Source organism: Mesorhizobium sp. M4B.F.Ca.ET.203.01.1.1, from assembly GCF_004791025.1.
Classification (GTDB): Bacteria; Pseudomonadota; Alphaproteobacteria; order Rhizobiales; family Rhizobiaceae; genus Mesorhizobium; species Mesorhizobium abyssinicae.
This window is the reverse complement of the sequence record NZ_SRUO01000010.1, coordinates 13,212-29,370: the sequence shown is the minus strand read 5'-3', so window position 1 is coordinate 29,370 and position 16,159 is coordinate 13,212. Positions and strand designations below refer to the sequence as shown.

Sequence of the window (16,159 nt, the reverse complement as noted above, 5' to 3'; positions counted from 1 at the left end):
TCAGCGCCCGGCCCAGTCAATGGCGGTTTCGAGAATGGTCTTCAGCGTGCCGCGGATCGGCGCCGCGTATTCGGGGTCGTAGGGCACCGGCCAGTTGTCCGGCGCGCCTCTGCCTTCGGGCTCATGCATGTAGCCGCGGTTGGAAAGCTCCATCTGCAGCGCATGGACGCCGTTTTGCGGGTGGCCGAAATTGCGCGTGATCCAGCCGCCCTTGAAGCGGCCGTTGACTACCCAGGTCTGACCGGTACCAGCCATGATCTCGGCAACCTTGGCCTGCAGCGCGGGATCGGTGCTTTTGCCGTCATTGGTGCCAAGGTTGAACACCGGCAGCGTGCCCCCGAACAGGCGCGGCAGCACCGAGCGGATCGAGTGGCAGTCGTAGAGGACGATTCTTCCGTGCATGCCGTGCAGCCGGTCGATCTCGGCCTGCAGGGCGGCATGGTAAGGCTTGAAGTAGGTCTCGCGGCGCTCGTCGATTTCCGAAGGCGTCGGCTCCTCGCCCATATGGTAGAGGGGATCGCCGTCGAAGGTCTCGGTCGGGCAAAGGCCAGTCGTCGCCTGGCCGGGATAGAGCGAGACGCCGGACGGGTCGCGATTGACGTCGATGACTGTGCGTGAGATCGCGGTGTGCACCACCGTCGCGCCGAGGTCGGCCGCAAAATCGTAGAGCTTGTCGATCCACCAGTCGCAGTCGCGGCGGCCGAGCCAGGGCGAGACCAGCCGGCTGTCGAGACCGGCAAGGTCGATGCCGGTGTGCGGGATCGAGACCAGCAAGGGTGCGGTGCCTCGGGTTACGCTGAGCCAGGAGGGCGTGGCCATCACGCCGCTCCCGCGATCGCCGGCAACGCCACGGCGCTCGCCGCACTCACCGCGGCGCCGCTGCGCACCATGGCGATGGCCTTTTCCATGTCGGGATGGAAATGGCGGTCATTGTCGAGATGCGGCACTTCGGCCCGGACCAGCTTGCGCACCGCTTCAAGCGCTTCGCTAGACGCCAGCGGCGCATGGAAATCGCAGCCTTGAGCGGCCGCCAGGAGTTCGATGCCGATGACCGCGGTCGCATTCTCGATCATGCCGAGCAGCCGGCGGGCGCCGTGCGCGGCCATCGAGACGTGGTCTTCCTGGTTGGCCGAGGTCGGGATCGAATCGACGCTTGCCGGATAGGCCTTCTGCTTGTTTTCGGAAACCAGCGCCGCCGCCGTCACCTGCGGGATCATGAAGCCGGAATTCAGTCCGGGCTTGGGCGTCAGGAAGGCCGGCATGCCGGACAGCGCCGGATCGACCAGCATGGCGATGCGGCGCTCCGACAGCGAGCCGATCTCGCAGACGGCAAGCGCGATCATGTCGGCGGCAAAGGCCACCGGCTCGGCGTGGAAATTGCCGCCGGAGAGCGCGGTGTCGTCCTCGGCGAAGATCAGCGGGTTGTCGGTGACACCATTGGCCTCGGTCTCAAGCGTGTCGGCCGCCTTGCGCAGCACATCGAGCGCGGCGCCCATCACCTGCGGCTGGCAGCGCAGGCAATACGGGTCCTGCACGCGCTCGTCGCCGACGCGGTGCGATTCACGGATGGCGCTGCCCGCCATCAAATCGCGCAGCGCGCCCGCCGTCTCGATCTGGCCGCGATGCTTCCTGAGCAGATGGATGCGCGGGTCGAAGGGCGCGTCCGAGCCCTTGGCGGCGTCCGTCGACAGCGCGCCGGCGACCAGCGCCGACTGATAGAGCGTCTCGGCCTCGAACAGGCCGGCGAGCGCGAAAGCCGTCGAGAACTGCGTGCCGTTGAGCAGCGCCAGGCCTTCCTTGGCGCCCAACGTCACCGGTTCCAGTCCGTGCGAAACGAAGGCGACCTTGGCCGGGAAGCGACCATGCGGGGTGAAGCATTCGCCGACGCCGATCATGACCGCCGTCATGTGCGACAGCGGCGCGAGATCGCCGGAGGCTCCGACCGAACCTTGCGCCGGCACCACCGGAATGACGTCGTTGGCAAGCATCGCTTCCAGCAGCGCGATGGTCTGCGGCCGCACGCCGGAGGCGCCCTGCGCGAGGCTTGCGAGCTTCAGCGCCATCATCAGCCTGGTGACGGCAACCGGCATCGGCTCGCCGACGCCGGCGGCATGCGACAGCACGATGTTGCGCTGCAGCGTTTCGAGATCGGCGGCGGGGATGCGCACGCTGGCCAGCTTGCCGAAGCCGGTGTTGATGCCATAGACCGGCTCGCCCTTGGCGACGATCCGCTCAACCGCCTCGGCGCTGGCCTTGATCCTGGGCTTGCAGGCGGCGTCCAGCTTCGGCACCGCGCCGCGATAGATGGCGCGCCAGTCGGCCAGCGTTGCGTTGCCGGGCTTCAGAACGAGTTCGGTCATTGTCCTCTCCAGATGCGGGCATGCAGCGGGTTGAAGCCCATGCGGTAAACGAGTTCGGCCGGGCGCTCGATGTTCCAGATGGCGAGGTCGGCGGACTTTCCCGCCTCGAGCGTGCCGGTCTTTTCCTGCAGGCCAAGCGCGCGCGCCGCCTCGCGGGTGACGCCGGACAGGCATTCCTCGACAGTCAGGCCGAACAGCGTCGCGGCCATGTTCATGGTGAGCAGCAGAGAGGTAAGCGGCGAGGTACCTGGATTGCTGTCCGTGGCGACCGCCATCTTCACGCCATGCCGGCGGAACAGCTCGACCGGCGGCTTCTTGGTCTCGCGGATGAAGTAATAGGCGCCGGGCAGGATCGTCGCCACGGTTCCGGCGCCGGCCATCGCCGCCGCGCCCTCGTCGTCTGTGTATTCGAGGTGGTCGGCCGACAGCGCGCCATAGCGCGCGGCAAGCGCCGCGCCATGCAGGTTTGACAACTGGTCGGCATGGAGTTTTACCGGCAGGCCAAGCGCTCTGGCCTTGTCGAAGACGCGCGCCATCTGCTCCGGCGAGAAGGCGATCCCCTCGCAGAAACCGTCGATCGCATCGGCAAGATTTTCCGCCGCGACCGCCGGCAGTATGTCCGTAGCGACGAGATCGATGAAGGCGTCCTTGTCGCCCCTGGCCTCCGGCGGCAGCGCATGGGCGGCCAGGCATGTGGTCCGGACCGTCACGCTGCGCTGATCGCCCAGGCGGCGCGCGGCGCGCAGCGACTTCTTCTCATTGTCGACATCAAGGCCATAGCCCGACTTCACCTCGATGGTGGTCACGCCTTCAGCCAGCAGCGCATCGAGGCGCGGCAGCGTCTGGGCGACCAGTTCGTCCTCGCTCGCCGCGCGAAGAGACTTCACCGAGGAGACGATGCCGCCGCCGGCCCTGGCGACCTCTTCATAGGTGGCGCCGGACAGCCGCATCTCGAACTCGTTGGCGCGGTTGCCGGCGTAGACGAGATGGGTGTGGCAGTCGATCAGGCCGGGCGTGATCCAGCGACCCTCGCAGTCGGTGATGTCAGCGCCCTGGACGAGCGCCGCAGGCATGGCGGCTTCGGATCCGGCATAGGCGATCAGGCCGTCGCGCGCGACGATCGCGCCGTTCTCGACGATGCCCAATCCCGGCGCGCCTTCGGCCATGGTCGCCAGGCGCGCATTGCGCCAAAGGTGAAGGCCCCCTGCCCGGCTTTTGATTTCTGCCGCCATCATCTTTTCCGTTTGATTAGATGGCAATTATGTATATACATATTGAGACGCACTGCAAGTCCTATTGTCATCGGAAAGCGGGATTCGGAGAAAATCGTGACGGCGATCTTCGCGGAACAGGCACTTCTGCCGGACGGCTGGAACAACAATGTCAGGATCAGGCTGGCGGGCGGCCGCGTCGCGGCGGTCGAACCGGGCGCCTCATTGCTGCCCGGCGACGAGCGCCATGCCGTCCTTGTCCCCGGCATGCCCAATCTGCACAGCCACGCCTTCCAGCGCGGCATGGCGGGGCTCGCCGAACTGCGCGGCCCCTCGGCCGACAGTTTCTGGAGCTGGCGCGAGGTGATGTACCGGTTCGCGCTGTCGATGACGCCGGACCAAGTCGAGGCGGTGGCGGCGCAGCTCTATATAGAGATGCTGGAGGCCGGCTTTTCGCGAGTCGGCGAGTTTCACTATCTCCACCACGATCGCGACGGAAAACCCTATGGCAACATCGCCGAGATGGCGGAGCGGATTGCCGCAGCGGCCGGCGCAACCGGCATCGCGCTGACGCTGTTGCCCGTGTTCTATGCTCATTCCTCTTTCGGCGGCGCGGCGCCCAATGAGGGCCAGCGGCGATTCATCAACGATGTCGAGCGGTTCGGACGCTTGCTTGAGAAAAGCCGCGAGAGCGTTCGCTCGCTCGATCAGGCCGTTGTCGGCGTCGCCCCACACAGCCTGCGCGCCGCGACGCTGGACGAACTCAATGCGGTGACCGCAATGGCGCCGGACGGCCCGATCCACATTCATATCGCAGAGCAAACAAAGGAAGTGGAAGACTGCATCGCCTGGTCGGGTGCGCGGCCGGTCGAATTCCTGCTTGGCCATGCCGAGGTGGACCGGCGCTGGTGCCTGATTCACGCCACGCACATGACCGAGACAGAGACGGTCCGCATGGGCGAGAGCGGCGCCATCGCCGGCCTCTGTCCGATCACCGAGGCCAATCTCGGCGACGGCACCTTCGCCGCGCCGCTGTTCGTCGAACATGGCGGACGCTTCGGCGTCGGCTCAGACTCCAATGTGCTCATCGGTCTGCCGGACGAGCTCAGGCAACTTGAATATTCGCAGCGCCTGGCGCACCGCGCCCGCAACGTGCTGGCAGTGGCGGGCGGCTCGACCGGCCGCGCCTTGTTCGATGCCACGCTCGATGGCGGCAGCACAGCGCTTGGCACCGGCCCGGCGCGGATCGCTGTCGGTGCCTCGGCCGATTTTGTCTCGCTCGACCAAAACCATCCTTCGCTCGCCGGCAAGACGGGCGACGCCATCCTCGATGCCTGGATCTTCGCCAACGGCACCAGCGTCGATTGCGTCTGGGTGCACGGCAAGAAGCAAGTCAGCGGCGGCAGGCATATCGGGCGCGAGGCGATCGCCGAGCGGTTCCGTGCCGTCATGACCGCGCTGTCGGCAGCCTAGCTCGTTCAACAGCCGAACCGCGACATGAGCATGATCGAGACAATGGAGGCGGAAGGAGGCGAGGCTGTCTCGCTGCACCAGCGCATCCTGTCCGACATCAGCGAGAAGATCCTGTCCGGCGCCTGGGCGCCCGGTCACAGGATCCCGTTCGAGCACGAGCTGACGACCGAGTACAATTGCTCGCGCATGACGGTGAACAAGGCGCTGTCGCAGCTGGCGAAGGCCGGGCTGATCGAACGCCGTCGCCGGTCCGGCAGTTTTGTCCGCCAGCCGCAGTCGCAGGCGGCGGTGCTGGAACTGCACGACATCCGGATCGAGGTCGAGGCGCTCGGCCTGCCCTACCGCTACGAAAGGCTGGCGCGGCTGAAGCGGCGCAGCAGCGCCGACGACCGGGCGCTGCTCGGGCTTTCCGCCCCAGGCTTGGTGCTTTCGCTGGAATGCCTGCATTTCGCCGGCCAGCGGCCCTTCGCGCACGAGCAGCGGCTGATCAATCTCGCCGCCGTCGCGGAAGCCGGCGAGGAGGAATTCCTGGGCATAGCGCCCGGCCCCTGGCTGATCGGCCGCGTGCCGTGGAGCCAAGCCGAGCACCGCATCCGCGCCACGGCCGCGGCCGACCATGTCGCCGACGCGCTCGACATCGAAACCGGCGCGCCCTGCCTGGTGGTCGAGCGCCGCACCTGGAGCGCGGAGCACCCGGTGACGCATGTGCGCTTTATCTATCCGGCTGAGAGCCACACGCTGGTGGCAAGGTTCACGCCGTCGCAGGGGTAGTGCCTCTCTACCCTCCCCCATGCGGGGAGGGTCGCTGCGCAGCAGCGGGTCGGGGGTCGGCGCAGCCCCCACCCGGACCTTCGGTCCGACCTCCCCACAAGGGGGAGGTAGAAGGCAGGCGCTAGATCGCCGCCGTAATAATAATCTCGACCAGATATTCCGGGCCGGCCAGCTTGGCCTCGCCGGTGGCGCGGGCGGGCGTGTGGCCCTGCGGCACCCACTTGTCCCATTCCGCGTTCATCTCGGCGAAGGTGCTCATGTCGGCCAGCCAGATGATGGTCTGCAGGATCTTGGTCTTGTCGGTTCCGGCCTTGGCCAGCAATTCGTCGATGGTCTTCAGGATGTCGCGGGTCTGCGAGGCGACATTGCCGCCGGGCTCGCCGACCTGGCCTGCCAGGTAGACGATGTTGCCGTGGATGACGATCTGGCTCATGCGCGGGCCAACATCGATGCGACGAATGCTCATGGGGCGTTCCTTCCTATTGTCGGTCGCGCCTCTTTAGAGTCCGCGCCGGTTTCGGGCAAGGCCGGCAGGGACGAAACCAATTGAGCCAATTGTGTGACCCCTGCCCGCTGCGTACACGGCGAGTTGACCGGCCGTGACCAAATTGCGTCGGGCCATCTTGTTGACTAATGTAATAACATCACATATCGACTTGAGCCGCCCGCACGACGGGCCGCCGCCCTTACGGACCGCCGATGACCAATGCCTGCCTGACCTTCCGCGACCTGACGCTCGGCTATGGCAGCCACCCGGCGATCCACCATCTCAACGGCACGATCCGCAAGGGATCGCTGACGGCCGTGGTCGGCGCCAACGGCTCGGGCAAGTCGACGCTGATGAAGGGCATTGTCGGCGTGCTGAAGCCGATGGAAGGCGCGGTCACCCGCGCGTCCGGCGTGCGCACCGCCTATCTGCCGCAGCAGTCGGAGCTCGACCGCTCCTTCCCGGCCCGGGTGGTCGACCTGGTTTCGCTCGGCCTGTGGCCAAAGCGCGGCCTGCTCGGCCGCTACACTAAGGAGGACCGCGAATCCGTCAGCCAGGCGCTGATGGCGGTCGGCCTCGGCGGCTTCGAGAAGCGCCCGATCGACACGCTGTCGGGCGGCCAGTTGCAGCGCACGCTGTTTGCTCGCGTGCTGTTGCAGGATGCCGACCTCATCCTGCTCGACGAGCCGTTCAACGCCGTCGACGCCAAGACCGTCGGCGACCTGATCCAGCTCATCAAGCGCTGGCATGGCGAGGAGCGCACGATCATGGTCGTCGTCCACGATCTCGATCTCGTGCGACAGAATTTCCCCGAGACCTTGCTGCTTGCCCGCCAGCCTGTTGCCTGGGGCGAGACAAAAGAGACACTGCGGCCGGAAAACCTTCTCAAGGCACGGCGCTTCCACGAGGCCTGGGAAGAGAACGCGCCCTGGTGCGAGCCGGACGACCATGACCATCATGGGCACGATCATCACGACCATGCCCACGGCCATGCGCATGATCACGACCACCAGCACGGCTCCGGACCGAGGGCCGCCTGATGGATTTCCTCTACAACCTGTTCATCGCGCCTTTCGCCGATTTCGCCTTCATGCAGCGGGCGCTGTTCGGCTCGCTGCTGCTGTCGCTCGGCGCCTGTCCGGTCGGCGTCTTCCTGATGCTACGGCGCATGAGCCTGTCGGGCGACGCCATGGCGCATGCCATCCTGCCAGGTGCCGCCGCCGGCTTCCTGCTCTACGGCCTGGAAATCCTGCCGATGACCATTGGCGGGCTGATCGCCGGCATCATCGTCGCGCTCGGCGCGGGCGCGGTCTCGCGCTTCACCATCCAGCGCGAGGACGCCTCGATGGCGGCCTTCTATCTGATCTCGCTCGCCGTCGGTGTGCTGATGGTGTCAATTCGGGGCTCCAGCGTCGATCTCATGCATGTGCTGTTCGGCACCGTGCTTGCGCTCAACAACGAGGCGCTGACGCTGATCGGCGGCATCGTGCTGGTAACTTTAGTCAGCCTTACCATCTTCTGGCGGGCGCTGGTCGCAGAATGCCTCGACCCGCTGTTCCTGCGCTCGGTGAGCCGCATGGGCAGCCCGGTGCATTTCATCTTCCTCGGCCTCGTCGTGCTCAACCTCGTTGGCGGGTTCCAGGCGCTGGGCACGCTTTTGTCGGTCGGGCTGATGATGCTGCCGGCCGCCGCTGCCCGCTTCTGGACGGTGCGGGTCGAGCCGATGTGCGTGCTGGCGGTGCTGATCGGCTTTGCCTCCTGCATCGCCGGGCTGCTCTTGTCCTACCACGCCTCGCTGCCGTCCGGCCCGGCCATCATCCTGTCGGCCGGTGTCGTCTACTTCTTCTCGATCGTGTTCGGCTCGCGCGGCGCGTTGCGCGCCCGCATCGTCCACCACCGCCACCGCACCGCCTGATCCCCAAGCAAGGAGACCCGCCCAATGCTGAAATCCTTCCGTGCCGCGCTGACCCTGAGCGTTATAACATTAACCGCTCTCGGAACATCGGCCCTCGCCGCGCCGCTCAAGGTGGTTGCGAGCTTCACGGTGATTGCAGATTTCGCCAAGAATGTCGGCGGTGACCGGGTCAGCATCACCACCATCGTTGGGCCGGATGGCGACGCGCATGTCTACGAACCGAGCCCGGCCGACGCTGTCGCAATGGCCGACGCGGACGTGGTGCTGGTCAACGGCCTGCATTTCGAAGGCTTTTTGCAGCGCCTGGTCGACGCCAGCGCCACCAAGGCCGCGATCGTGACCTTGACCAAGGACGTCACCCCGATCGACTTCAAGCCGGAATTTGCTGACGCGGATGCTGCCGAAGGCGCCGGCAAGACCGTTACCGACCCGCACGCCTTCCAGTCGATCGCCAACGCCAGGATCTATGTGAAGAACATCGCCGAGGCCTTCTGCGCCGCCGACAGCGAGGGCTGCGTCGGCTACCAGACCAATGCCGCGGCTTACACCAAGAAGCTCGATGCACTGGAAGGCGAAGTGAAGGCCGCGATCCAGTCGATCCCCGAGGAGAAGCGCGTCGTCATCACCTCGCACGACGCGTTCGGCTATTTCGAGCACGAATACGGCCTGACCTTCCTGGCGCCGCAGGGCATTTCGACGGACTCCGAGCCGTCGGCCGCCGATGTCGCCAAGCTGGTCAACCAGGTCAAGCAGGACAAGGCGGCGGCGATGTTCATCGAGAACATCACCAATCCGCGGCTGATCGAGCAGATCGCCAGCGAGACCGGCATCAAGGTCGGCGGCACGCTCTATTCGGATGCGCTGTCGCAGCCCGACGGCCCGGCCTCGACCTATATCGACATGATGCACAACAACATCGCCCAGATCAAAGGCGCGATCCTCGGCAGCTGAAGTCGGCTCATCCAGCCGGATCGCGACGATCCGGCTGGATTTTCCGCCGCGAATGTCTATCTGCAAAGACGACGCCGACGGCGTGCGACGATACGCGATCGGCGGGAGCAGTTGCCGGCCGCGTCAGGGGATGGCAAGACTGCCGCCGAAGCAGATTGCGAGGACGACCATGGAATACCGAGAGATCAGCGACGACTATTCCGTCTCGGGCCAGATCCAGCCCAGCGATATCACCGCCATCAAGGAGGCCGGCTTCAAGAGCGTGATCTGCAACCGGCCGGACGACGAGCAGCCCGGCCAGCCCTCGGCCGAAAGCGTCCAGGCGGCGGCCGAGGCGGCGGGCCTCGCCTTCCGCTTCATCCCGGTCATCAGCGGCCAGATCACCTTCGAGAATGTCCAGGACCAGGCCGCGGCGCTCGACGCGCTCGAAGGCCCGGTGTTCGCCTACTGCCGCTCCGGCGCGCGCTGCACCAATCTCTATGGGCTGATTCAACAGTCGAGGGGCTAAATCGGCAGCGCGCCGGTCTCCTTCAGCGTCTCCAGCACGATAGCCGTCTTCACGTGCTGGACGGATTCATGCGGCAGGAGCACGCCGTTGACGAACTCCGACAATGATTTGAGGTCGGGCGTCACCACCTTCAATATGTAGTCCATCTCGCCGGTCAGCGCGTGCGCCTCCTGCACTTCGGGCAGCCGCGCCACCAACTCGCCGAAGCGGCGGGCATTGTCGCGATTGTGGGTGGCCAAGGTCACCGAGATGACATTGACCAGCGAAAAGCCCAGCCGATCGCGGTCGAGCACGGCGCGGTAGCCCTTGATGTAGCCGTCCTCTTCCAGCCGCTGGCGGCGGCGCGAGCATTGCGACGCCGACAGGTTCACCCGCTCCGAAAGGTCGTTGTTGGTGAGCCGCGCGTCGCCTTGCAGAAGCGCCAGTAACTTGCGATCAAATTGGTCAAGCCGCGCATCATCCACGGATTTTCCTCCATTCATGCACATTCCACGCATGACATGAGCATTTCAGGCGTTCGAATGCAAGCACCGTGCGGCCCTCAGGCGCTATCATGCGCAAAGATGGCCAGGAACGGCCGCAACAGCTTCGGAGAACCGCCATGGGCCCCTTCCCGCACGACGCCCCGCCCGCCAGGATCAGCAAGGCGAACCCCGCCGGCACAGACGGTTTCGAATTCGTCGAGTTCGCGCATCCCGAGCCGGAAAAGCTCGCCGAACTCTTCACCCGCATGGGTTATGTCGCGGTGGCCAAGCACCGCACCAAGGACATCACGGTCTGGCGGCAGGGCGACATCAACTACGTCGTCAATGCAGAGCCCGGCTCGCATGCGATGAAGTTCGTCGATAAGCACGGACCCTGCGCAGCCTCTATGGCGTGGCGCGTGGTCGACGCGAAACACGCCTTCGAGCATGCCGTGTCGAAGGGTGCGACGCCCTATGAGGGCACCGACAAGGCGCTCGACGTGCCGGCCATCGTCGGCATTGGCGGCTCCCTGCTCTATTTCATCGAGGCCTATGGCGAGAAAGGCTCGGCCTATGACGCCGAGTTCGCATGGCTGGGCGAGCGCGATCCGAAGCCCGAGGGCGTCGGCTTCTACTTCCTCGACCATCTCACCCACAATGTCTATCGCGGCAACATGGACAAGTGGTGGGACTTCTATCGCGACCTGTTCGGCTTCAAGCAGATCCACTTCTTCGACATCGACGGCAAGATCACCGGTCTGGTCAGCCGTGCGATCACCTCGCCCTGCGGCAAGATCCGCATTCCGCTGAACGAGTCCAAGGACGAGACCAGCCAGATCGCCGAATATCTGAAGAAGTACAATGGCGAGGGCATCCAGCACATCGCGGTGGGCACCGACGCGATCTACGAGGCCACCGACAGGCTTGCTGCCAACGGCCTGAAGTTCATGCCCGGCCCGCCCGACACCTATTACGAGATGTCGCACGAGCGCGTGCACGATCACGACGAGCCGGTCGAGCGGATGAAGAAGCACGGCATCCTGATCGACGGCGAAGGCGTCGTCGACGGCGGCATGACCAAGATCCTGCTGCAGATTTTCTCGAAAACAGTGATCGGCCCGATCTTCTTCGAGTTCATCCAGCGCAAGGGCGACGAAGGTTTTGGCGAAGGCAATTTCCGCGCGCTGTTCGAGTCGATCGAGCAGGACCAGATCAAGCGCGGCGTGATCAAGCTGGACGGCAAGGCGGCGTAAGGCCCATGAGGGCGAGCGGTTCAAAGACCGAGCCGCTCGACCTCGTCCTTCCTGAGCTTCAGATCATAGTCGAGCAGAAACTCATCCAGTTGCGGCGGCGGAGCGGAAGTGCCGGCGAGCATGGCGTGCACCTGGCCGCGGTGATGGATGTCGTGCAGGAAAACATGGGCGAGGATGTCGGCGATCTTTTCAGGGATCATGCCGTCCTCGCGTCTATCGGTGATGACACGACGGTCGAGATCGGCCTCGGACAGGGCATCACAGAAGGCGATAAGTTTGCGGTCGAAGGTGATCTGCGCCACTACCAAATCGGCGACATTATCGAACGGCACGAAATCATCATAGGCGGCAGCGCCGACACCACCCTCCGTCAGAAAATCGAGATAGAGATGGTCGACAGCGAGGATGTGGTTCAGCGTGTCCTTGATTGACGGAAAGAAGCTGGTGCGCGCGGCCTCAAATTCCCCAGGCTCAAGGGACAGCACGGCGCGGTACAGGCGGTCGTTCGACCAGTGATTGTTGCGCGCCATGCGGCGCAGATGATCAAGCAGCGTCATGGGGTCCTGTCGACAAGGCCGATGCCGACCGCCAGAACGACGAAGCCGCCGACAACGATCAGCAGCAGCCGGATCATTTTCCGCCGCAGGCCTTGCGTTTCTTCATCCCGCGCGACGCTGAGATTGGTGATGGTGTGGAACATCATCGCGTTGCGCGGCACACCGGTGCGGTTGGTGAGATCAGGCGAGCGCGCCTCGATGCGGTAGCTCAGGCGGATCGCCTGGATGAAGACCGCCAGAATGGCCAGCGCCCACACGCCAAACAGCAAATAGACCGCTTCGCCTGGCATCCCCTCACCCCGCGTATTTCTCGACCTTCTGCTCGATGGCGCCGAAGATCGAATGGCCGGCCTTGTCCTTCATCTCGATGCGCACCGTGTCGCCGAAATGCAGGAACGGCGTCTTGGGCTCGCCGCTCTCGATGGTTTCGATCATGCGCAGTTCGGCGATGCAGGAATAGCCGGCGCCGCCGGCCGAGACAGGCTTGCCCGGCCCGCCGTCCAGCTTGTTGGAGACGGTGCCCGAACCGACGATGCTGCCGGCGGCGAGCGGCCGCGTTTTCGCGGCATGCACGATCAGCGCCGGGAAATCGAAGGTCATGTCGACCCCTGCGTTCGCACGGCCGAACGGCTTGCCGTTGAGATCGGCGAGCAGCGGCAGGCTGACCTTGCCGCCGTCCCAGGCGTCGCCCAACTCATCCGGCGTGACCGCAACCGGCGAGAAGGCCGAGGACGGTTTCGACTGGAAGAAGCCAAAACCCTTGGCAAGCTCGGGGCCGGTGATGGCGCGCAGTGTCACGTCGTTGACCAGCATGACCAGCCGGATCGCGTCCCGCGCGTGGTCGGGGCCGGCGCCCATCGGCACGTCGTCAATGATGACGGCGACCTCCGCCTCCATGTCGATGCCGAAGGCCTCGTCGGCCATGCGGATCGGATCGCGCGGCGGAATGAAGCTGTCCGAGCCGCCCTGGTAGATCAGCGGATCGGTCCAGAAGCTTGCCGGCATTTCTGCGCCGCGCGCTTTGCGCACCAGTTCGACATGGTTCACATAGGCCGAGCCGTCAGCCCACTGATAGGCGCGCGGCAGTGGCGAGTGGGCGTCATGCTCGTGGAAGCGCGCCGAGGGCACGGCATTGTTCTCCAGCGATTCCGCTATTGTCGCCAGATGCGGCCAAATCCGCCGCCAGTCGTCGAGCGCGGCTTGCAGCGTCGGCACCAGGAAGGAGGCGTCGGAGAACCGCGTCAAATCGCGCGAGACGACGACCAGCTTTCCATCGCGGGTCCCGTTCTTCAATGTTGCAAGCTTCATGCGGTTTCCTCTCCTTGCGCGGCTTGTTCGCCGCTTTGGTCTTTGTCTGTCGCCTGATCTTTTCCGAAAACCGGGTCCCACTTTTCGGGGTCATGCTCTAACCCCACAACAAGGCCGTCGCGGGCGATCGTCAAGTCGCCGGCCCAAGTTTTCCTGACGGCGGCGATCCAGTCGGCCTCGCCGATCGCGGCATCGTCGGCCGGGATGAGGTGGTTCAACACCAGCCGCCCGACCCCGGCATCGCTGGCGATGCGCCCTGCCTCCTCGGCGAAACTGTGGCTGGCGAGCAAATGTTCGCGCAGCCGCGCGCCATTGCCGGTCTTCGCCACCAGGCGCTCGATCCCCTCTTCCAGCATCGCTTCGTGGACGAGGATATCGGCGCCTTTGGCGAAGTCGGCCAGCGGCGGGAAGAAGGCCGTGTCGGCGGAGAACACGATGCTCCTGCCGCCATGCTCGACGCGCAGCGCAAAGCAGTCGGTCACCGGCGGATGGTCGACGCGCAACGCCGTCACCTTCAGCCCGCCCTCCTCCACAACCAGTCCCTCGCCGAACTCCTCGACCGAGACCAGATCCCTGATATCCGGCCGGCCTTCGTCGACGATGCGGATTTCGATGTCGAAATCCATCGCCTGGCAGAAGCGCTGCCAGTAGTGGCCGGTGCCGGGCGGACCGAAGATGGTCACCGGCGTGGCGAGGCCCGCCGTCCAGGCGGTGTGGATCAGCGGTCCGAGCTCCAGCAGATGGTCGGAATGGAGATGGGTGATGAAGACCAGGTCAAGCGTCTTCAGGCCGAGCCCGGCATCGGTCAGCGCGCGGGTGACGCCCAGCCCGCAATCGACGACGATAGCGCGGCCGCCGATCTCGAGCAGCGAGGAACTTGGCCACGGCCCACCCGGCCGGATCGCCGGGCCGCCCTTGGACCCGAGCAGAACGAGGCGGTCCAGACTCAAGACCAGTCGCCCTCGGGCGTGCCGTTGAAGCGTTTCTTCAGCCCGGCCCAGCAGTCGATGTAGTTGTCCTGCCTGGTTTCGACCTCGGCGGCGTAGCGGGTCAGCATCTGCGGGAATCGGGTCTCGAACATAAAGGCCATGGTGTTGTCGAGCTTGACCGGTTTCAGCTCCGTGCGCGAGGCCTTTTCGAAGCCAGTCGCGTCAGGCCCGTGGGCCAGCATCAGATTGTGCAGGCTGATGCCGCCGGGGACGAAGCCTTCCTCCTTGGCGTCGTACTGGCCGTGGATCAGACCCATGAACTCGCTCATGATGTTGCGATGGTACCAGGGCGGACGGAACGTATCCTCGGCCACCAGCCAGCGCGGCGGGAAGATGACGAAGTCGATGTTGGCGGTGCCTTCCTCGCCGCTCGGCGCCGTCAGCACGGTGAAGATCGACGGATCCGGATGGTCGAACAGGATGGCGCCGACGGGCGAAAACGTCGCCAGATCATATTTGTAGGGCGCGTAGTTGCCGTGCCAGGCGACGACGTCGAGCGGCGAATGGCCGATCTCGGTGACATGGAAGGAGCCGCACCATTTGACGATCAGCCGGCACGGTGTCTCCCTGTCCTCGAACCAGGCGCAGGGCGTCTTGAAGTCGCGCGGATTGGCGAGGCAATTGGCGCCGATCGGCCCGCGATCGGGCATGGTCAGCTTGGCGCCGTAGTTCTCGCAGACATAGCCGCGCACCTCGGCATCGGCGAGCTCGACCTTGAAGACGAGGCCGCGCGGCAGCACGGCGATCTCGCCGGGTCTGAGCTCGATGACCCCCATCTCGGTGACGAAGCGCAAGGCGCCGACCTGCGGCACGACAAGCATCTCGGCGTCGGCGTTGAAGAAGTGGTCGTCGGTCATCGAGCGGTTGGCGACATAGATATGCGCCGCCATGCCGGACTGCCCGAGCACGTCGCCGGCGGTGGTGATGGTGCGCATGCCCTCGATGAAGTCGGTCGGCTCCTTCGGCATCGGCACCGGGTTCCAGCGATACTGGCCGAGCGCCAGTTCGTGGTCGCCGAGATTGGGTGCGGTCTTCCAGAGCGGATAGAGGGTGGACTTGAAGCGCCCGGTGTGGCGGACGCTCGGCCGGATCCGGTAGAGCCAGGAGCGCTCGTTGGTGCCGCGCGGCGCGGTGAAGGGCGAGCCCGAAAGCTGCTCGGCATAGAGCCCGTAGGCCGGCCGCTGCGGCGAGTTGCGCCCCTGCGGCAGCGAACCCGGCAGCGTCTCGGTCTCGAAGTCGTTGCCGAAGCCCGGCATGTAGGAAAAGCCCATCCGATCCTCCCTGATCCCGGTTCTCAGCCTCGCTAGGCGCGGCCTGCCGGCGATGTTGACCAACTTGGTTTCATTTGTAACCATCGAAAATGTAACTATCAACGGCGAACGTCGCATCCACGGTGCATCATGGAATCGGAAATCCTCGAACTCGAAAGCTTCCTGCCCTACCGGCTTTACCGGCTGGCCGATGTCGTCAGCCGCGAATTCTCGAAAATCTACCGGGATCGCCACGGCCTGACCCGGCCGGAATGGCGCACACTTTCGGGGCTCGGCCAGCATGGCACGATGACAGCGACGGCGCTCGGCGAGCAGTCGGCCATGCACAAGACCAAGGTTTCGCGAGCGGTGGCCGAACTGGAGCGGCGGCGCTGGCTGACGCGGACGGCGGACGAGCACGACCGGCGGGTGGAGCGCCTGGCGCTGACCAAGGCGGGGCTTGCCGCCTATCGCGAAATGGTGCCGCTGGCGAAGGCGTTTGAGAGGGAGTTGCTGGAGAGGCTGAGCGCGGAGGAACGGGCGGCGATTGCTAGTGGGGTGGCGGCGCTGGAGGAAGCTTTGGAAGAAAAAAGCTGATAGGCTGGCGCGAGGCCCCCCTCTCTGTCCTGCCGGACATCTCCCCCTCTTGGGGGGAGATTAGA

Annotated in this window: 18 protein-coding genes; 8 read left to right on the top strand and 10 right to left on the bottom strand. The window is 65.2% G+C overall.

Annotation, left to right across the window (positions count from 1 at the left end):
• The 3 genes from hutG to hutI are packed head-to-tail and all read right to left on the bottom strand — an operon-like array spanning nucleotide 1 to nucleotide 3,592.
• Nucleotides 1-819: an N-formylglutamate deformylase gene (gene hutG, locus EN846_RS20985; RefSeq protein ID WP_127312090.1), complete on the bottom strand. Its 819-nt coding sequence runs from the start codon at nucleotides 817-819 to the stop codon at nucleotides 1-3.
• On the bottom strand, nucleotides 819-2,360 hold the full coding sequence (hutH, locus tag EN846_RS20980; protein WP_127392336.1) for a histidine ammonia-lyase: 1,542 nt from the start codon (nucleotides 2,358-2,360) through the stop codon (nucleotides 819-821). The genes hutG and hutH overlap by 1 nt, the downstream gene beginning before the upstream one ends.
• On the bottom strand, nucleotides 2,357-3,592 hold the full coding sequence (gene hutI, locus EN846_RS20975; protein ID WP_128346572.1) for an imidazolonepropionase: 1,236 nt from the start codon (nucleotides 3,590-3,592) through the stop codon (nucleotides 2,357-2,359). The genes hutH and hutI overlap by 4 nt, the downstream gene beginning before the upstream one ends.
• A gap of 96 nt (nucleotides 3,593-3,688) precedes the next feature.
• Between hutI and EN846_RS20970 the strand changes: the two genes are divergently transcribed.
• Nucleotides 3,689-5,044 (top strand): formimidoylglutamate deiminase, encoded by a 1,356-nt coding sequence (locus tag EN846_RS20970; RefSeq protein WP_127393199.1) that lies wholly within the window; start codon nucleotides 3,689-3,691, stop codon nucleotides 5,042-5,044.
• A 24-nt stretch (nucleotides 5,045-5,068) separates the two neighbouring features.
• Entirely contained in the window at nucleotides 5,069-5,815 is a 747-nt protein-coding gene (gene hutC, locus EN846_RS20965; protein WP_127393200.1) for a histidine utilization repressor, read from the top strand.
• A 121-nt stretch (nucleotides 5,816-5,936) separates the two neighbouring features.
• Here hutC and EN846_RS20960 read toward each other — a convergent pair whose 3' ends face one another.
• Complete coding sequence (locus tag EN846_RS20960; RefSeq protein ID WP_127393201.1) at nucleotides 5,937-6,281, bottom strand: RidA family protein; 345 nt, start codon at nucleotides 6,279-6,281, stop codon at nucleotides 5,937-5,939.
• Between the two features lie 233 nt (nucleotides 6,282-6,514).
• Between EN846_RS20960 and aztA the strand changes: the two genes are divergently transcribed.
• From aztA to EN846_RS20940, 4 genes are all read left to right on the top strand, one after another.
• Complete coding sequence (gene aztA / locus EN846_RS20955; RefSeq protein ID WP_127393202.1) at nucleotides 6,515-7,342, top strand: zinc ABC transporter ATP-binding protein AztA; 828 nt, start codon at nucleotides 6,515-6,517, stop codon at nucleotides 7,340-7,342.
• Nucleotides 7,342-8,217: a zinc ABC transporter permease AztB gene (gene aztB, locus EN846_RS20950; protein ID WP_127311492.1), complete on the top strand. Its 876-nt coding sequence runs from the start codon at nucleotides 7,342-7,344 to the stop codon at nucleotides 8,215-8,217. Before aztA ends, aztB begins: the two co-directional genes overlap by 1 nt.
• 24 nt (nucleotides 8,218-8,241) lie before the next feature.
• Nucleotides 8,242-9,168 (top strand): zinc ABC transporter substrate-binding protein AztC, encoded by a 927-nt coding sequence (aztC, locus tag EN846_RS20945; RefSeq protein WP_135913953.1) that lies wholly within the window; start codon nucleotides 8,242-8,244, stop codon nucleotides 9,166-9,168.
• 169 nt (nucleotides 9,169-9,337) lie between these two features.
• Complete coding sequence (locus EN846_RS20940) at nucleotides 9,338-9,676, top strand: TIGR01244 family sulfur transferase (RefSeq protein ID WP_127393203.1); 339 nt, start codon at nucleotides 9,338-9,340, stop codon at nucleotides 9,674-9,676.
• Here the strand turns inward: EN846_RS20940 and EN846_RS20935 are convergent.
• Nucleotides 9,673-10,140 carry an Lrp/AsnC family transcriptional regulator gene (locus tag EN846_RS20935; RefSeq protein WP_127284603.1) on the bottom strand — a complete coding sequence of 156 codons (468 nt, stop codon included), beginning with the start codon at nucleotides 10,138-10,140 and terminating at the stop codon, nucleotides 9,673-9,675. The two genes, EN846_RS20940 and EN846_RS20935, sit on opposite strands and share 4 nt — an antisense overlap.
• A 137-nt stretch (nucleotides 10,141-10,277) precedes the next feature.
• Between EN846_RS20935 and hppD the strand changes: the two genes are divergently transcribed.
• Nucleotides 10,278-11,393 (top strand): 4-hydroxyphenylpyruvate dioxygenase, encoded by a 1,116-nt coding sequence (hppD, locus tag EN846_RS20930; RefSeq protein ID WP_128346370.1) that lies wholly within the window; start codon nucleotides 10,278-10,280, stop codon nucleotides 11,391-11,393.
• A 20-nt stretch (nucleotides 11,394-11,413) separates the two neighbouring features.
• Here the strand turns inward: hppD and EN846_RS20925 are convergent, their stop codons facing one another.
• From EN846_RS20925 to hmgA, 5 genes are read right to left on the bottom strand one after another with little or no spacing between them, the layout of a single operon-like run.
• The gene (locus EN846_RS20925) at nucleotides 11,414-11,950 is read right to left on the bottom strand and encodes a DinB family protein (protein ID WP_127393628.1); all 537 of its coding nucleotides are present in this window, start codon (nucleotides 11,948-11,950) and stop codon (nucleotides 11,414-11,416) included.
• A complete protein-coding gene (locus EN846_RS20920; RefSeq protein WP_127393629.1) occupies nucleotides 11,947-12,240 on the bottom strand; it encodes a hypothetical protein in 294 nt (97 codons plus the stop codon). The genes EN846_RS20925 and EN846_RS20920 overlap by 4 nt, the downstream gene beginning before the upstream one ends.
• Before the next feature lie 4 nt (nucleotides 12,241-12,244).
• Nucleotides 12,245-13,258, bottom strand: coding sequence for a fumarylacetoacetate hydrolase family protein (locus EN846_RS20915; protein ID WP_127393630.1), 1,014 nt, complete (start codon nucleotides 13,256-13,258; stop codon nucleotides 12,245-12,247).
• Nucleotides 13,255-14,208, bottom strand: coding sequence for an MBL fold metallo-hydrolase (locus EN846_RS20910; RefSeq protein WP_245493366.1), 954 nt, complete (start codon nucleotides 14,206-14,208; stop codon nucleotides 13,255-13,257). The genes EN846_RS20915 and EN846_RS20910 overlap by 4 nt, the downstream gene beginning before the upstream one ends.
• Nucleotides 14,205-15,518: a homogentisate 1,2-dioxygenase gene (hmgA, locus tag EN846_RS20905; RefSeq protein ID WP_128346369.1), complete on the bottom strand. Its 1,314-nt coding sequence runs from the start codon at nucleotides 15,516-15,518 to the stop codon at nucleotides 14,205-14,207. The genes EN846_RS20910 and hmgA overlap by 4 nt, the downstream gene beginning before the upstream one ends.
• Before the next feature lie 129 nt (nucleotides 15,519-15,647).
• On the opposite strand from hmgA, the gene EN846_RS20900 reads away from it, so the two are divergent.
• Nucleotides 15,648-16,094, top strand: coding sequence for a MarR family transcriptional regulator (locus tag EN846_RS20900; RefSeq protein ID WP_127393985.1), 447 nt, complete (start codon nucleotides 15,648-15,650; stop codon nucleotides 16,092-16,094).
• Nucleotides 16,095-16,159: the final 65 nt, after the last annotated feature.

Bases quoted from the DNA above. Each gene is read 5' to 3' on its own strand.
- hutH (WP_127392336.1), bottom strand. From the start codon at position 2,360: ATGACCGAACTCGTTCTGAAGCCCGGCAACGCAACGCTGGCCGACTGG.
- hutI (WP_128346572.1), bottom strand. From the start codon at position 3,592: ATGGCGGCAGAAATCAAAAGCCGGGCAGGGGGCCTTCACCTTTGGCGC.
- EN846_RS20925 (WP_127393628.1), bottom strand. From the start codon at position 11,950: ATGACGCTGCTTGATCATCTGCGCCGCATGGCGCGCAACAATCACTGG.
- EN846_RS20915 (WP_127393630.1), bottom strand. From the start codon at position 13,258: ATGAAGCTTGCAACATTGAAGAACGGGACCCGCGATGGAAAGCTGGTC.
- hutG (WP_127312090.1), bottom strand. From the start codon at position 819: ATGGCCACGCCCTCCTGGCTCAGCGTAACCCGAGGCACCGCACCCTTG.
- hppD (WP_128346370.1), top strand. From the start codon at position 10,278: ATGGGCCCCTTCCCGCACGACGCCCCGCCCGCCAGGATCAGCAAGGCG.
- EN846_RS20900 (WP_127393985.1), top strand. From the start codon at position 15,648: ATGGAATCGGAAATCCTCGAACTCGAAAGCTTCCTGCCCTACCGGCTT.
- EN846_RS20940 (WP_127393203.1), top strand. From the start codon at position 9,338: ATGGAATACCGAGAGATCAGCGACGACTATTCCGTCTCGGGCCAGATC.
- aztB (WP_127311492.1), top strand. From the start codon at position 7,342: ATGGATTTCCTCTACAACCTGTTCATCGCGCCTTTCGCCGATTTCGCC.
- hutC (WP_127393200.1), top strand. From the start codon at position 5,069: ATGAGCATGATCGAGACAATGGAGGCGGAAGGAGGCGAGGCTGTCTCG.
- EN846_RS20960 (WP_127393201.1), bottom strand. From the start codon at position 6,281: ATGAGCATTCGTCGCATCGATGTTGGCCCGCGCATGAGCCAGATCGTC.
- aztA (WP_127393202.1), top strand. From the start codon at position 6,515: ATGACCAATGCCTGCCTGACCTTCCGCGACCTGACGCTCGGCTATGGC.
- hmgA (WP_128346369.1), bottom strand. From the start codon at position 15,518: ATGGGCTTTTCCTACATGCCGGGCTTCGGCAACGACTTCGAGACCGAG.
- EN846_RS20920 (WP_127393629.1), bottom strand. From the start codon at position 12,240: ATGCCAGGCGAAGCGGTCTATTTGCTGTTTGGCGTGTGGGCGCTGGCC.
- aztC (WP_135913953.1), top strand. From the start codon at position 8,242: ATGCTGAAATCCTTCCGTGCCGCGCTGACCCTGAGCGTTATAACATTA.